Raw genomic sequence first — 14,542 nt, 5'->3', positions numbered from 1 at the left:
ATGACCATCTCAACCGAAAGCATCAACCCTCGGGCCCTGTTCCCCGCGTTCTACAGCAACTCTGCCATCGCAACACTGGCCGGAGCTGCCCGCTGGACCGTGTCCGGGCGTCTCGGCGAGGAGAGCAAGGGCAAAGCTCCAGTAGACATGCGCCATCTGCTCGACACCGGCGGCCGAATCCGCGGCGCGTGGGCCCGTGACAAGCAGTGCCTCGTCACACTCGAAGAGCTGACCGAGCGCCTTCCAGCCGCTGCGAATGCTGCGTTCTATCTGCAGGCCCTGACCGACGGGCTCATGGTCATCGACATCGAGCCGGACTGCCCGACGGAGATCGCAGAGCAGCTGCTCGCGCTGCCGGAGACGATCTACTCGGAGACGTCGATGTCGGGTCGCGGCTACCACCTCGTAACTCCGCTGCCGGAGAACTTCCGAGATCAAAAGGATGCGGTGGGCAGGAAGGTCTTGCGCCACGAGAAGGGGTGGTACGAGATCCTCCTCGAGCATTGGGCGACGTTCACGCGCAGGCCGATCGCCGAGGACGTATGGAAGCGCGTGCGCGCCGTACACAAGATCGATGAGCAGTACGCGTCGACTGCCGCCCTCTACCGCTCGTTGGCGAAGAGCATCCGGGCCAACAGCGCTTCCGTGACCGAGGTCCGCACAGCGGCCGAGGCACCAGAGATCACTGGTGGCGACGAGATCGTGAGCCGGACGTTGGATGGGGCGGACCCACGCTTCAAGACCCTCGACGACTTCGACGGTGACACGTCCCGCTGGGAGTTCTCGATCCTCGGGACGCTGCACTTGGAGATGCGGCGGCACCTTGTGTTGCAGCGCGCACTATCGGGTTCCGCCTACTCCGACAGCGATGTGGCCTGGCTGCTCTACGAAGCCGCACGCGAGGTCCTGCCCCCTCGGCCCAAGCATCGCGAGAAGCGCAACGGCCGCCCTTACCTACTCGATCGAGCAGCGGCGATGGTCGCTGCGAACCAGGAGAGGTGATCATGAAAGACCGAAGTCCCCGTCCCCCGCAGGACCTCCTCAACGCGATGATGCGCCGTCGAGACGTCAAGGAGTACGTCTTGGCGCTCTCGATTCAGACCGATGCTCCGGCGACACCGGCTCAGGTCCGGCGATTCCTCCAGACCGCCCCGCCGGAGGTGTTCGTGCTCCTCGACGAGCTGGTACCGAAGCCGACGGCGGGCGTCCGAAGTGAGTCCGTGTACGACAACCGCATCGTCCAGGGCTTCGTCGGAGCCGTCATCGAGCGAGGTCTGCTCGGCCGGGGACCAGGAGGTTCGCGATGACCACCAGCGCAAACGACCTGCGTGCCTGGGCGCGAGGCCTAGTGCCCCTCGAGGCGGGGGTCGAACTTCTCGTCACCGCCTGCGGCGGTGCGCTTCTCGCTGGCCCGTGGGTCCGTCGGGACGACCGCGAACGGTGCTGGTTCGACCCGACCGTCGCCGAGGCCGATGGCGGCTATCTCTCCGGCGGAGAGCGCCGCGTGCTCGCCATCGCCAGGAGCCTCGCCTCTGAGGAGCATCCGGTCGACCTCTCCGATGCCCTCACCGGCCTCGACCGGGATGGCACTCAGGCAGTGCTGGCCGCCGTCGCCCACGCGAGCGGATGGGACGTCGCATGAGCACGGTCGGATCCGGGACGACAGGGGTCATCCCCGGTCGAGTCATGACCACCGCCAACGTCGTCGGTCATCAACGGCCACCGAATGCCTCTCATACGCCCGGCTGTCGGCCGGGAGTGGTCAGCATCAACGAGCTGGTCATTCATGGCTCAGCTGAGGCCAAGATGTGCCAGATAATCGCCGAGTCCGGGTCATTCCTGACTGCGCTTCTCACGCTCGGGCATTACCGGCCGAATGCCGCTCATTCTCAGACCATGACGCGACCGGTAATGGCTGCGATCTGGGCGCTGGTCATCGACGTCGACGAAACGAGTACAACAGTCCCGCCAATGGCCACATCCTGTCCATTGCTGGCCGGAGAACTCCCTCTCTGTCCTCAGCCGGTAAAGATCTGCCCCGTGATGACCCGACCAGGACCATCTATGTCCACTCCTGGCAGCGCCGACGCACAGCAGACGCCTCAGTCCATGTCCTCGACGAGCCGGTCAGCTCTCCTGGAGACCCTGACCTCCCGCGCGCAGCGCGGACCCCTGACGATGGGAGCCGCTCCGTGCTCCCGCCTCAGCAGTGTCCCTTGCGTCGTCCTCGGCAGCGGTGCGGCGCATCAGCTCGGCACGCAGTTCGTCGGACGAGAACGCGGCCAGGACCTGGCGGCCAAGGCCTACTCTGCCCGCCGCATGAGCCTTGGCCTCTGCGTCAGAACCGAATGTGGCCGACAGGGTCTCATCGGACTCGCCGACCTCGGCCAGCAGCTCGGCTGCGCGATCCCGACCGACCTCGCGCAGGGCTGCGGGCTCGACTCCCAGAACCGCGCCGAGCTTGACGAGCGTGCGGTCAGGCGGCACCGCGACCTTGGCGACGCCGTCGCGGTAGCGGAAGCCGTTGAAGGCGATATGGATCGCGCTGACGCTCAGGCCAGAGGCCTTGGCGATGTCAGCGACCTTGACCCCGGACTGCTTGTAGATCGTGCGCAGGAGGACGGACTCCGCTGGGACATCGAGGTCCGGGGCCTCGTTGGTCGAGGGGTCGGGTGTGCTGGGCATGCGGCTCTTTCGACGGGCGGACAGGTAGCGAATCGGTACACGACTACCTTGCCACAGGCACCCTCCCGGCGGCATTCCACAACCCTGACGAGCACCGCCCCTCTCCACGGCAACCCCGCCCACTTGCGCGCGGAGCGCGGACCTCCCCGCTGACCTCCCGGCCGTCAGGCCGGGCGAGAAGGAACCCCAGTACAACACCAGGACGAAGGAGAAGATCATGACCACGTACACAACATCTAAGGCGGCTGAGCTCGCCCGCCGGCTGGCTGAAAAGGTGGCCGAACTCCAGCGTGAGCGCGACGCCATCCGCGCCGAGCAGGAGGCCGAGGACAAGGTTCTCGACGAGGCTCTGGCGAAGGCCGGTCGAGCGCGCGTCGCCCTCGTCGAGGACCTGCTCGACATGTTCAGCATCGAGCCCGCCGCGCCCGAGCCGCGCCGCAACAAGCGGACCGGAGAGATCCTCCGCGACCGTGAGGGGCGGCCGAAGACAATCGATCCCGACCCCGATGAGACTCTGCGAATGCAGCGTCTGCGCGCTGCCGTCGAGGAGCTGGTGGCAGCAGCTCGGGCCGAGCCCGAGATGACTGTGGCCAGCCACAGCGGGCCGACCGTCGATGACGTCGAGGGATCCGACGAAAACGGGATTCACGACGTTCTCCGGGCATCGTGACACCTCAGTCAACGAGGGCTCGAAGACCCCGATCACCGGATGGTGGTCGGGGTCTTCTGCGTCCGGCGGCAGCCCGCCATTCCTCCTTGCTGCGCGGCGTCATCGGAGCCGGATGCCACGCGTTCGAGGAGTCACCCGTCGCGTGTTCCTGGCCGAGCGCGGAGCGCGAGGAACGAGTACCGGGGGTCCACGGGGGCGTAGCCCCCTGGCCAGCACGCCACCGATTCAGACGAGCGCTTGCGCGAAGTCTGATATCGGGGGTGCTTGCTGGCTATGTCGCCGTACCGATGCCTCGTTTCTGTACGTACAGGAGTTGAGTCGGTACAATATTGAGAGAATGATACATAGACCTGTTCGTACAAATGCATCATGAGGGAGGCGGATCTCGATGGTCACGGTGACGCGGGCGGAGCCCAAGAGCAACTCGAAGTACGACGCCGCCGTCTTCACGCGTGTGACCGCGAAGCAGACGCAGCGTCTGGCCGAGGTGCAGGCCATGGAGCCGGCTCTGCCGAGCCGTGCGGACGCCGTGCGACGCCTCATCGACTCCCTTGAGGACGACGACCTTGTACGGGCCGACGCCGCCGAACGCAAGGAGGCCCTCGCGGGTGACGACGTCGCCGCGATCGTGGCAGCGCTGCAGGAGCGGACGCGTGCCTACAACGAGCTCATCAAGCAGGTCCACGCGATCGGCGTCAACGTCAATCAGCTCACGCGGCTCGGCCACCAGATGAATCTCGGCGCTCCGGGGACGATCCCGACAGCGGCGATCGAAGGGGCCGGGCGAGCGCTCGAGGAGGTCAAGGACCGCGCCTCGGTGCTGGCCCACCAGGACGCCTACGTCGAGTCGGTGGTGGCCGCATGTCTGCCACGGTGAAGCACATCCCTTCGACCTCGTCGAGCAACCTCGACGCGTATCTCGAGCGCGAGAAGGAAGGCAACGACCTGCCCCGCGTCCTCTACGAGTACGGCCAGCACTGCCGTCCGGAGACGGCCGCTCAAGAGTTCCGCGCGCTGCGCGAGGCCTATGGCCAGCAGGGCGCGGTACGCAGGGTCAGCGGCACGTACGTCGAGCCCGAACACCCGGCCGAGGCGACGCACATCAAGGTCGGGAAGAACTGGCGCGAGGCCAAGGCGGAAGAGACCGCCACCCACCTGCGGATCGCTCCCGAGGTGCCCTACGTCAAGCGCGATGAGGCGCACCATTTCGTCTTCAGCTTCGACCTCGCGACGGTGAACCCGGAGGACCCGGAGCAGACGCAGCGGGCCTTCGAGGCAGTCGTCGCATTCCGTGAGGAGTACACGCCGGGCACCCAGTCGAAGTTCGTCGCGCACGGCGACGCCCGTGGATCGAAGGCGGCGATCGAGCGCGGCGAGGGCGGGAAGTTCCACGTCCACGAGGCGATGAATGCCGTCGTCCACACAGACATGATCGTCGAAGGTCGTGAGTACCGCCGAGGGCAGCGGGTGGCCGGCGCGATCACCCATGTCGACACCTACCGCACCGCCTGGGACAACTTCCTCGAGCGGCGTGGCCACGAGTTCGGACTCGGCCCGCAGGACCGCTCGGTGCTGCCCGAGGTCGGCAGCCCCGAGTACCGCGCGGTGCACCGGACCGACCACGACCACTGGGCCAGGGAGCGCGGCGAGATCTCCGACCACGATCGAGCACGGCGCGGCATGGAATCGGCCTACGCGAAGCTCGCTGAGGACCCGACGCAGCTGGTCGGGCTCACCGACGCCGAGCGCGTCGAGCGCCTGGCCACCGAGGTCGCCGCGACTGGAGACGTCGAGCTCAAACTGCGGCGCACGAAAGCCGGAGATGTCAAGATCCGCTCGTTCGTTGTGCCGGGACGGAAGCAGTCGATCGGGAGCACGAAGCTCGGCGACCGCTACGCCAACACCACCGCGACCGTCGGCGGCGTCGGCGAGCAGCTCGACCGCATCGCGGCCGGTACCTGGGAGCCGCATACGCCCGGAGAAGTCGGCCCGCCGAAGGAGATCGAGAGGCTCCCGGAGCCGGCGGTTGCGAAGCTGCAGCAGGACGTCGACGACATCGCTGCGGAGGAACTCGAGGCGCAGTGGGCCGAGAGGGCCAGGAGCGAGCCGCTTCGACGGACGCGGCCCGCGCCGAAGCGGATCGCCAGTACGGCCGAGGTCCTCGAGCCCTTCGAGCGGGAGTACGGCCGGGAGCTGGTCACGGTGCGTCAGTCCTTGGTCGAGGACTACCTCCGACAGCACCCGGGCGCAGACCCGAAGGTGGCCAGGCAATTGGTGAACGGCCAGCTGTACGCGCATGCGATGGACGACTCGCTGGGTCCGGAACTCGACGCGGTGCGCGCCGATCTCGAGGCATCCGACTCGCGGTCGGCCGCTGAGGCTCAGCGCACCGACGAGCCAGCGATTACCGATCGGGCCAGCGACCCGATCGCCGAGCCCCAGCCGGCCGCGGCAGCCGAGTCGACGCCCACGACGAGCGCCCAGCGACGCATGGAGCGCCGGGCCACGCACCTCACGCCCGAGGAGCGCCGCAGCGCCGAGCTCATCGCCGTCGTGCGCAGTGAGCGGGCCGACGGCGGCGCGTACGTCGACTTCCAGCTCGCGGAGCCGGGCCCTGGCGCACGGGAGAGGGCGGGCCTGCACCTGCTCGCCGAGAAGAAGACGCGTAAGCGCGACGACGGCACCGAGCAGGAGTTCACGCGGACATGGACCCAGCTCACCCGCCAGCAGTACGAGCAGCTCAGGTTCGCCGCCGGTGACAACCGGGTCGAGACCGAGGGCAAGACCGTCTACGCGCTGGCCTCCGACATCGGGCCTCGGACGCCGATGGGGCACGTACCCAACCCGAACACGTTCCAGTCCTCGGCCCGGGAGCCGATCGGCGAGGACGTGCTGGCCAGGCAGCGTGCCGCCGAGGACCGGGGACGCGAAGCCGAGCGCGCCGAGAAGGAGCGCTTGAAGCACGAGCCAGTCCCGTTGAAGACGGTCTCGAAGGACCAGGGAGATCACGAACTCCAGCGGGGCGTCAGCCGTAGCCGAATGATCCTCGAGGGGAGGTGATGGACATGGACAGGATGACCGAGATCAAGGTCCAGGGCATGGAGAGACGGGCGGCTCTGCTCGAGCGACATGCGGCTGAGCGCGAGGCCCGGACCCCGCGGCTCAGCCGTCTGGGCGAACGCACGTACTTCGCTGCGCTCGAGAAGACGGACCAGGACCGGAACGAGGCGCGGAAGCTGCGCCTCGAGGCCAGCCGGCTGCGCCGGGCAAGCGCCTGAGTCACAACCAACACAGAAGTGAGGAAGAGAGGTCGCCGATCATGGCTACCGAGAAGGCAATCGACCAGGATGAGATCGACCAGGAGAAGGCGGACCACATCCGTCGGCTGCTGGCAGAGGGGAACGAGCAGGCCGTCGCCCAGCACTACGGCGAGGCCGAGCTGAGCTCGGCGGAGTTCCAGAAGGCCCAGAAGGACCTCGAGAACCGTCGCGGCTCCGAGTCCATGCGGATGAAGGAGGCGATGGCCGAGACCGAGCGCGCCGAGGATCTCGAGCAGGAGCGTCGGGCCGAACAGGAACAGGCCAAGCGCGAAGCCGAGGCCCAGGAGCGAGCCCAGCGAGAAGAAGAAGCCCAGCAGGCCCAGGAAGCCAAGGGGTCGGAGCAGGGGCGGACTAGGAAGCAGCACGACCCGACGCTCTCCCACTCCGAGAAGTCGGTCGACGGCTCCGGACAGGATCGGTCGCCCCGGTCCGCTCAGGAGCAGTCTGGGCCGAAGCAGCAGCTGCCGGAGCGGGGCGGAAGCGAGCGTGGGCCGGGTCCCGATCCCGCCGCACGGGGCGGCTCCCAGGACCGCGACTCCCAGGAGTCCGAGGCGCAGCAGCCGAAGCAGGAGACGACTCACGAGCGGATGATGCGTCGTCGGCAGGAACGCCAGGAGAGGGCCTCGCACGGAATCGACCGATGAGGTCGTGTGCGGCCGGGCGAGCCCGGTGAGCGGGTACGAGAAGACCCCTGGAGCGACGGTTCCAGGGGTCTTCTCGACTCTCTCGTCAGGCGGCGGGCTTCGTCCTGAACGGGATCATGCTGATGTCGGCCAGGGTCACCAGCAGTCCCTTCTCGTGGATGCCGTCGTGGTCGGCCTCGGACAGACCCGGGCGACGGCCGCGCAGGAGGCGTCCCTCGTTGCGCGTCTTGGGGAGGAAGTCCGAGCCCTGGAACGCCTCGACCCGCTCGGAGGTCTGGGACTGCTTGCCGAGGTGGTCGACCGTCGTCTTCTGCGCCTCGGTCTGGCCGTACCACCACGCGGCCTTCTCGAGGATCTCCTTCTCGGGAGCCCCGACGAGGCAGAGCACTGCGGGCCAAGTGTCGCGCAGCGCCGTCATGCCCGCCGAGCCGTAGCGCAGCTCGAACTGGCTGGTGGCCTGCACGGCGCAGAGCAGGTGGATGCCCATCGCCCGGGACTCGGTCACCACCGTCGGCAGGTCCTTCCACGGCATCGTGTTGCACAGCTCGTCGACGACCATGAGCAGGCGCGGCAGCTTCACCGCCTCGGTCTGGTTCGCCCGCCACCGCTTGGTGATGGCGCTGGCGGCACCGACGGCAGCGCCGGCAGCCACTCCCGTGGCCGGGGCCACGATGAACAGCGTCGCCCGCTTGTGCTCGAGCATCGCCGGCGTCAGGGCGGGAGTGCGACCATCGCCGCGAACGGTGGAACGCAGCCACGGCGCGACGGCGGCCTTCATCGTGATCATCACGTTCGAGACCTGCTTCTCGTCCTGCTCCGAAGCCGACTCGAGCTCCTCGGCGAGGATCGGCGAGGTCTCCTTGAGTCGGTCGATCGCGATCGACCAGCTCGGTGCGTCATCGTCCTCGGTCTCGCCCGTGAGCCGGACCACCGCCGCTCGGACCCAGGCCATGCCGTCGTCGCCAGCCGCCCGCAGGAGCGCGGCCAGCGGTGCGGTCGAGAGCGTCTCGAAGAATTCGGCCGTGCCGTCACCTCCGCTGCCCCCACCGGAGGCACCGCCGGCCCCGGCCGAGCCCGACTGCAGGAGGATCGTCGCGAGGTCGAGCGCGTCGTCGTCGCTGTGAACCAATGCGGCCGGGTCGACGACCACGCGCGTCACTCCCTCAGGCAGCTGCTCGTCGGGGACCTCCCCCGAGAGGTCGAGCACGTAGGTGCGGCCCTTGCCTCCTCGATCAAGGCGCATCTGCAGGCACAGTTCGATGAGGTCGGGCTTAGAGCTGACCGCGACGACCGGCCCGTTCCACATGAGGATGCCGGGGCCAAGAACCCTCCTGGACTTCCCGGACCCGCTCACTCCGGACACCAAGAGGTGCGGAGCTGTTTCGGCGGGTACGCCGTCGATGAATCCACCGAACGGGGTCGGCGGCCGTACGTAGGTCTGTTGCTGCGGCTGAGACTCCGCCACAGCCTTCTCCTTCTTACTGCTGAACATCGTCACTCCCCCTTTTCACTGCTCTTGTCGTCTTCTGCTCTCCAGCGCCGCGCGACGTTCGCCCGCCCGGCCGCGCTGATGCGCTCCCGCTCGTCGGCGACTTCCTCGGCGACGAGCTCGTCGAGCTCGTGCGCGTCGTCCCGCTGGAGGCCGTAGCGGAGGTATGCGCGAGCCAGGAGGCCGTTGCCCACACCTCGGGAGCGCGCCTGCCGATGGATCGACGCGTGGTCCTCCTTCGTCAGGGCGATCGTCTGCTTCGCGTCCAAGGACCTACCCATCGACGTCTCCTCTCTTCGTCGGTAGTTCCACACCCGAGTTGGGTATAGTATTATGGTACACGTTTCCATAGACCATTCACTTCAATTAAGGAGGATCCACGGTGGGCAAGTTCATCTTTCAGGCAGTCATCGGGCTGGTGATTCTCGGCGCGATCTTCGGCGTCGGAGTCGTGGTCGGCGGCGGCTTCGCCAACGACGCAGCTGAGTCGGGGGTCCAGAGCCGCATCGCGGATTGCCTGCCGCTCGAGAACGCATCCGAGCTCGAGGCGTGTCTCGCCGAGACCGAGGCCGCGCCGTGAGCACGACCCGGTGGGAGAAGGAGCGCTCGGCCTGGCTCAAGGCCCGAGCCGGGCACCGGCTCGGCGTGAGGCGTCGGGCCGAGCAGCTCGCGCTGACCGCCAGACAGCAGGAGCGCATCGAGGCTGGCGTCGGCGACAGCGCCTTCGGCGAGGTCACCACCCGCAACGTCTTCTACCGCAGCGTCCACCGCGAGGAGGGCGCGTCGAACCTCGCAGGCTGGTTCATCTGGACCGTGATCTGGATGTCGGCAACCTTCCTGCTCGTCGGACCGGCGCTGCTCATCGGCATGGCGGCCTATGGCGTCTGGTGGTGGAAGGTGTCGGAGTGGGGTCGACTGAAGTCGCTGCCTTACTACAAGATCGCGGGTCTCATCGCCGCCATCGGCATCGCAGTGGTCATCATCAACGCCCTGCTCGCGACCAATGGCGTGACCGGAGTTCTCATCGGCTCTTGGCGGGTGTGGCCGCTCGAAGGCGGAACGGGCTTCCTGACCACCCACCTCTGGCTCCAGCTCGTGCTCGGCTTCGTCCGGGCCGGGTGGCGCGTGCGGGCCTGGGGCTGGCCGGCAGTCGAGCAGGTGGAGCGGGCCGCGACCTCGTCGGTGCAGGCGGTCGAGCTCGAAGGCTCCGACCCCGATGAGCAGGACGAGGCACCTCAGCACCCCGCACCGGCCATCGCCCCCATCGAGATCGGCGTCGACGACGGCGACGAGCTCGAGAACTGGATGGTCGAGGACGCCCCCGTCTTCACCGATGACTACGCAGCACACAGGAAGGACTGATCATGAACCATTTCCTCGACCTCAGCACGCTGGTGGCACGCCTGCTGCTCGCCGTGCTCGCCGCCGCGACCTTCGCCCTGCTCGGCATGTGGCTCCGGGAGGGCGACGCCCTCGGGTTCGCCGCCACGCTCATGTCGGTGACCGTGACCTGGTACATGGTCAGCTCTCTGCGTGGGACGCGAGTGAGCGGACCGACTGCGGCCGCCGCCCGCCTCCAGCCGATCGTCGATGCTCTCGCCGAGTATCCCGGCGGCAAGATCCTCAGCGACACCGTCTTCAAGCGGGCCGTGAGCGCCTTCTTCGTCGGCCTCGTCGTCGCCACCGCCGAGGGGCTGCTCGGTAACTGGCTGCTCGCCGGGACGGGTCTGCCGCCCCTGTGGCGTGGGCTTATCGCCCTGGCGATCATCATGCTGCCCGTCTACATCCTCATGGAGTGGCTGGTCTCGAAGCAGAGTTACGCCGGGACGCGCTTCGCCTCGCACATGCTCGACGCCGTGTGGAAGGTCGTCCACCCGGATTCGACCACGACGCCGTGGGCAGGGACCTCGCAGCGGAAGCAGGTGATCGGCTTCGGGCTCGCCCGGACCGTGGTCACCCTCGGCGCGCGCATCGTCGCGCAGGTCGTGATCCCCATGGTCTTTACGAGCTGGGTGTCGATTGGCTTCGTCGTCGCCGTGATCGTCACCTCGATCGCCGGCTGGCCGCTCATCGCCGTCGCAGTCCGTGCCCTGCGCAAGGACAAGCGGATCGACCCGAGCGCTGAGACCGCATGAGCCGTCACCACGCACATTCCATCAGCAAGGAAGAGACCATGACTACGACCCTGACGGAGAAGGTGAGGCGCTCGACGCTCGGCCTCGGCGGGACGATCCTCCTCGGCGCTCTGCTCACCGGGTGCGTCACCGTCGAGACCGCACCGAAGGGCGAAGACGAGGGTGCCCAGTCCGCACCGAGCACCGAAGCGGCCTCGGAGCCGTCGGACCCGTCGAGCACCAAAGCTGCGGCGAGCCCGGCGACACCCCAGCTGCTCGACTCGGGTGCCGACTATGCCCGCGCCGTACAGGCTTTCAGCCCGCGGATCGAGCTCTGGACGATCGATGGCGATGCCATCACCCTCGTCGAGCGCAACTGCATTGGGCAGGAGTCCATCAACGCCACGGGCACGCTCGGCCTCGACTCCGGCGGCATCCGGACCGTCACCTGGGATCTCGAGGACGGCGAGCTCAACCCGCTGTCGGCTCACGGCGGGGGCTACGACACGAGCCCGGTGAACAAGCTCGAGATCGACGAGACGCACCTCGTCGAGAAGGACTTGCCGGCCGACCGCTACGCGACGCCCGACGTCGATGAGCAGGAAGCCGAGTTCATCGGGATGTGTCGGGACCTCGGCGAGACCGTCGTCGGGATCGGCTGACGGAGAGAAGGGGAAGACAGATGAAGACCACGGTGATGAAGGGGCTGGGCCTGGCGGGTGTCGTGCTCGCTGGCCTGGCGATGACCGGATGCGCCGGGCAGGAGCCCGAGAAGTCGGGCCTGGCGGCGGAGTACGTGCGACTGCTGGACGAGCCGAGCCCGTACATCCAGCAGTGGATGGTCGAGGGCAACCAGGTGACCTACACGGTCACGAACTGAAGCGCGAATCACATGATGTCCGACAGGACCGGCACGCTGGAGCGGGTGGATGACGGCGCGGCCGAGATCACCTGGGACGGCAGCGAGCGGCGCGAGGACATCGAGATTGACCGCGACCGCCTTGTGTGGAGGGGCGACATGTCGGAGGACCTGAGCGAAGTCGCCTGGTCGACGAACGCGGCCGAGCTGAAGAAGCGCTGCGAGGAGGCCGGGGAGATCACCGGCGGCAGCGACTGAGCGCCACGCAGCAGGCCCTGTCCACCAGGGTCTACCTCGAGAGACAGATGACTGACAGCCCCCGAGCCCGTCCAACGAAGTCGGGTCCGGGGGCATTCGACGCAAGTGAGGAGTTGGTCAAATGAGGTACGGCTACACGAGGACGTCAACGAAGGACAAGCAGCACGACGACCTCCAGCGCCAGGCGCTGATCGAGGCCGGCGTCAACGAGAGACGCATCTACTCAGACCAGATCTCCGGATCGAAGGAGACGAGGACTCGCTCAGGTTGGTCGTCCCTCGACGAGCGCCTCGAGGACGGTGACGAGCTCGTCGTCTGGCGCATCGACCGGATCGGACGGTCCATGATCGATGTCATCACCACCGTCAAGAGCCTGACCGACCGCGGGGTGCTGGTCCGGTCGCTGTCCGACCGCATCGACCCCTCGACCCGGGAGGGCAGGCTGATGCTCAACCTGATGGCGACCTTCGCCGAGTACGAGCGCGAGCTCATCCAGGAGCGCGTCCAGGCAGGCGTCGACGCGGCGAGGTCCCGTGGTGTCCGGTTCGGCCGACCAGCGCCGGATCCGGAGAAGGTGACGCGGAATCTCCGCATCGTCCAGCGCCTCGTCGAGGAGGACGGCCTCAGCGTCGTCGAGGCCGCGAAGACCATCGGGTGGTCGAAGGCCACCTACTACCGACACAGAAAGGAACACGCATGAACGACATCACGGAACAGATCGAGCGCTTCGACCGACTCGCGAAGGCGCTCGACGACACCGAGTTCGCTCAGCAGGTCGACCGGGAGGCCACCGACCTCATGCACACCCAGACGTTTACGTCGATGCTGTCGGAAGACCTGCGCATCGAGGCAGCTGCCGAGATCGGCCTTGACGGACGCGTGGAGTCCGTGACGGCCTACCGCGCGCTTGGATTCCGGCGCGCTGACCCGACCGAGGTTGAGCCGGACAGCGGGCTCTGGCGAGCGATGGAGATCTGGTGGGACCGCTTCCGGTCCACTTGGTCCGAGGACTGATCGTCTCGGAAAGTCCCTTCTGAAACTCGGACCTCTGAGACTGAGTTCTGAGACCTGATCACCAGCGCAGAGCCGGTGGTCGAGTCTCGTCTCGTATAGGAGATGTCCACGAGACTCACCTCGCTGAGCGGCGGCCTTGCCGGCCCCATCTCTGGCCACTCGCAGTATCTGACGCACTCTGGCCTCACCGGCCGGATGCTGCAACGGGAGAGTCATGGTCCGAGTCGTACGAGATGGTCGCGTACCAGCATTCAGACATCGCTGGTCACAGCCCACACCAGTTCCTGTCCGGACATCGCTCGCCGTCTGCTCACGGAGTCACCTCTACGACGGTGCGCCCGGTGCCCTGACCGGCGAGTAGCAACTCGGCGGCGGTCCTTGCCTCGGACAGTGGGACCGTGCGGATAAGGGAGTCAAGGTGGACAGAGTCGAGGTCGCGCGCCAGCCGCTCCCAGGCCGCCTGGCGCAGCGCTGGCTCGGTACGTACTGAATCGATGCCGAGCAGGGCGATGCCGCGAAGAATGAACGGCAGCACAGTAGTCGGCAGCTGGGAGCTCGCAGCAAGACCGAAGGCCGCTGCGACGCCACCGTGCTGCAGTGTGGCCAGGGCCCCTGCCAGTACGCTGCCGCCGGCGGAGTCGACGACGCCTGCCCATCGCTGCCCACCAAGCGGTCGAGTCTGCTGCTCGAGTTCAGCCCGGTCGATGACCTCGGCGGCCCCGAGGCCCGACAGGCGCTCGGCGAGCCGGTCGGGCCGACCGGTGGCGGCGACGACCCGATATCCGGAGCTTGCCAGGAGGGCGACGGCAATGCTCCCGGATCCACCCCCCGCTCCTGTGACAAGCACTGGCCCGTCTTGCGGGTCGAGGCCGTGTCGCTCCAACGCCAGTAGAGACAGCGCCGCGGTGAAGCCGGCGGTGCCGATGGCCGCGGTCTGGCGCGGAGTGAAGGCCTCGGTGACCGCGACGAGGTCGTCGCCGCAGACCCGGGCGATGCCGGCGAGACCGCCGTGGTGCTCTTCACCGAGACCTGCACCGTTGAGGGTCACCACGTCGCCAGCCTTCCACCGCGGATGGCTCGTCTGGACGATCTCGCCGGTCAGGTCGATCCCCGGAACGAGCGGGGTGTGGCGAACGACACCGGGACGACCGTGGAGTGCCAGGGCGTCCTTGTAGTTGATGCTGGTGAAGCGGACGCGGATCGTCGTGTCGCGGTCCTCGAGGATCGAGTCGTCGAGATCCTCAAGGGTGGCGGTGCTCGCACCATCGTGCTTGCGCACGATCCAGCCGGGGAATGTCGCGGTCATGGCAGCACCTCCGCGGCCTGCTCCTGCAGTGCATCACCGCTGAGGTCGCCGGTGAGAAACCGGTAAGGATCGGTGTCGGGGACGCCCAATGCCTCCACGACAGCGGCGTGGTTGGCTTCAAGCAGAGTGTTCAGACGCGCTTCGTCGCGTCGGCGGATCACGTCGGTGGTAATGAGCAGCATG

At 67.5% G+C, this 14,542-nt stretch carries 21 protein-coding genes; 16 read left to right on the top strand and 5 right to left on the bottom strand.

The features are described 5' to 3' along the window. The 3 genes from AC3CD9_RS15990 to AC3CD9_RS15980 are packed head-to-tail and all read left to right on the top strand — an operon-like array spanning window position 1 to window position 1,642. Window positions 1-1,002: a hypothetical protein gene (locus AC3CD9_RS15990; protein ID WP_488364944.1), complete on the top strand. Its 1,002-nt coding sequence runs from the start codon at window positions 1-3 to the stop codon at window positions 1,000-1,002. A gap of 2 nt (window positions 1,003-1,004) precedes the next feature. Then, window positions 1,005-1,307 carry a hypothetical protein gene (locus AC3CD9_RS15985; protein WP_488364942.1) on the top strand — a complete coding sequence of 101 codons (303 nt, stop codon included), beginning with the start codon at window positions 1,005-1,007 and terminating at the stop codon, window positions 1,305-1,307. Further along, window positions 1,304-1,642, top strand: a complete 339-nt coding sequence (locus AC3CD9_RS15980) for an ATP-binding cassette domain-containing protein (RefSeq protein ID WP_488364941.1) — start codon at window positions 1,304-1,306, stop codon at window positions 1,640-1,642. The genes AC3CD9_RS15985 and AC3CD9_RS15980 overlap by 4 nt, the downstream gene beginning before the upstream one ends. Window positions 1,643-2,127: 485 nt before the next feature. On the opposite strand, the gene AC3CD9_RS15975 is transcribed toward AC3CD9_RS15980, so the two are convergent. After that, complete coding sequence (locus tag AC3CD9_RS15975; protein WP_488364940.1) at window positions 2,128-2,685, bottom strand: helix-turn-helix domain-containing protein; 558 nt, start codon at window positions 2,683-2,685, stop codon at window positions 2,128-2,130. A gap of 217 nt (window positions 2,686-2,902) precedes the next feature. On the opposite strand from AC3CD9_RS15975, the gene AC3CD9_RS15970 reads away from it, so the two are divergent. The 5 genes from AC3CD9_RS15970 to AC3CD9_RS15950 all read left to right on the top strand — a co-directional run bounded on the left by AC3CD9_RS15970 (window position 2,903) and on the right by AC3CD9_RS15950 (window position 7,319). Further along, window positions 2,903-3,355, top strand: a complete 453-nt coding sequence (locus AC3CD9_RS15970; RefSeq protein WP_488364939.1) for a hypothetical protein — start codon at window positions 2,903-2,905, stop codon at window positions 3,353-3,355. 388 nt (window positions 3,356-3,743) lie between these two features. After that, window positions 3,744-4,232, top strand: a complete 489-nt coding sequence (locus AC3CD9_RS15965) for a hypothetical protein (RefSeq protein ID WP_488364938.1) — start codon at window positions 3,744-3,746, stop codon at window positions 4,230-4,232. After that, window positions 4,217-6,415 (top strand): hypothetical protein, encoded by a 2,199-nt coding sequence (locus tag AC3CD9_RS15960; RefSeq protein ID WP_488364936.1) that lies wholly within the window; start codon window positions 4,217-4,219, stop codon window positions 6,413-6,415. The genes AC3CD9_RS15965 and AC3CD9_RS15960 overlap by 16 nt, the downstream gene beginning before the upstream one ends. A gap of 5 nt (window positions 6,416-6,420) precedes the next feature. Further along, window positions 6,421-6,633, top strand: a complete 213-nt coding sequence (locus AC3CD9_RS15955) for a hypothetical protein (protein ID WP_488364935.1) — start codon at window positions 6,421-6,423, stop codon at window positions 6,631-6,633. A 41-nt stretch (window positions 6,634-6,674) separates the two neighbouring features. Beyond that, window positions 6,675-7,319: a hypothetical protein gene (locus AC3CD9_RS15950; protein ID WP_488364934.1), complete on the top strand. Its 645-nt coding sequence runs from the start codon at window positions 6,675-6,677 to the stop codon at window positions 7,317-7,319. Window positions 7,320-7,404: 85 nt separating this feature from the next. On the opposite strand, the gene AC3CD9_RS15945 is transcribed toward AC3CD9_RS15950, so the two are convergent. Further along, the gene (locus tag AC3CD9_RS15945) at window positions 7,405-8,811 is read right to left on the bottom strand and encodes a TraM recognition domain-containing protein (protein ID WP_488364933.1); all 1,407 of its coding nucleotides are present in this window, start codon (window positions 8,809-8,811) and stop codon (window positions 7,405-7,407) included. Between the two features lie 2 nt (window positions 8,812-8,813). After that, the gene (locus tag AC3CD9_RS15940) at window positions 8,814-9,089 is read right to left on the bottom strand and encodes a hypothetical protein (RefSeq protein ID WP_488364931.1); all 276 of its coding nucleotides are present in this window, start codon (window positions 9,087-9,089) and stop codon (window positions 8,814-8,816) included. A gap of 101 nt (window positions 9,090-9,190) precedes the next feature. Between AC3CD9_RS15940 and AC3CD9_RS15935 the strand changes: the two genes are divergently transcribed. From AC3CD9_RS15935 to AC3CD9_RS15900, 8 genes are all read left to right on the top strand, one after another. Beyond that, on the top strand, window positions 9,191-9,388 hold the full coding sequence (locus tag AC3CD9_RS15935) for a hypothetical protein (protein WP_488364930.1): 198 nt from the start codon (window positions 9,191-9,193) through the stop codon (window positions 9,386-9,388). Then, complete coding sequence (locus AC3CD9_RS15930; RefSeq protein ID WP_488364929.1) at window positions 9,385-10,170, top strand: hypothetical protein; 786 nt, start codon at window positions 9,385-9,387, stop codon at window positions 10,168-10,170. Before AC3CD9_RS15935 ends, AC3CD9_RS15930 begins: the two co-directional genes overlap by 4 nt. A gap of 2 nt (window positions 10,171-10,172) precedes the next feature. Beyond that, a complete protein-coding gene (locus AC3CD9_RS15925; protein ID WP_488364927.1) occupies window positions 10,173-10,943 on the top strand; it encodes a hypothetical protein in 771 nt (256 codons plus the stop codon). 38 nt (window positions 10,944-10,981) lie between these two features. Then, complete coding sequence (locus tag AC3CD9_RS15920; RefSeq protein ID WP_488364926.1) at window positions 10,982-11,584, top strand: hypothetical protein; 603 nt, start codon at window positions 10,982-10,984, stop codon at window positions 11,582-11,584. 20 nt (window positions 11,585-11,604) lie between these two features. Further along, window positions 11,605-11,802 (top strand): hypothetical protein, encoded by a 198-nt coding sequence (locus AC3CD9_RS15915; protein WP_488364925.1) that lies wholly within the window; start codon window positions 11,605-11,607, stop codon window positions 11,800-11,802. Between the two features lie 15 nt (window positions 11,803-11,817). After that, window positions 11,818-12,039, top strand: coding sequence for a hypothetical protein (locus AC3CD9_RS15910; protein WP_488364924.1), 222 nt, complete (start codon window positions 11,818-11,820; stop codon window positions 12,037-12,039). A 121-nt stretch (window positions 12,040-12,160) separates the two neighbouring features. Next, complete coding sequence (locus AC3CD9_RS15905; protein WP_488364922.1) at window positions 12,161-12,739, top strand: recombinase family protein; 579 nt, start codon at window positions 12,161-12,163, stop codon at window positions 12,737-12,739. Next, on the top strand, window positions 12,736-13,053 hold the full coding sequence (locus tag AC3CD9_RS15900; RefSeq protein ID WP_488364921.1) for a hypothetical protein: 318 nt from the start codon (window positions 12,736-12,738) through the stop codon (window positions 13,051-13,053). The genes AC3CD9_RS15905 and AC3CD9_RS15900 overlap by 4 nt, the downstream gene beginning before the upstream one ends. A gap of 310 nt (window positions 13,054-13,363) precedes the next feature. On the opposite strand, the gene AC3CD9_RS15895 is transcribed toward AC3CD9_RS15900, so the two are convergent. Together AC3CD9_RS15895 and AC3CD9_RS15890 are read right to left on the bottom strand one after the other, a co-directional pair. Then, window positions 13,364-14,359: an MDR family oxidoreductase gene (locus tag AC3CD9_RS15895; protein ID WP_488364920.1), complete on the bottom strand. Its 996-nt coding sequence runs from the start codon at window positions 14,357-14,359 to the stop codon at window positions 13,364-13,366. Further along, window positions 14,356-14,541: a hypothetical protein gene (locus AC3CD9_RS15890; protein ID WP_488364919.1), complete on the bottom strand. Its 186-nt coding sequence runs from the start codon at window positions 14,539-14,541 to the stop codon at window positions 14,356-14,358. Before AC3CD9_RS15890 ends, AC3CD9_RS15895 begins: the two co-directional genes overlap by 4 nt. Window position 14,542: the final 1 nt, after the last annotated feature.

The sequence above is a fragment of the Brevibacterium sp. MGP-B1 genome (assembly GCF_057766545.1).
Note: the sequence above shows the minus strand (reverse complement) of the source record. Positions and strands in the feature narration are given on the sequence as shown.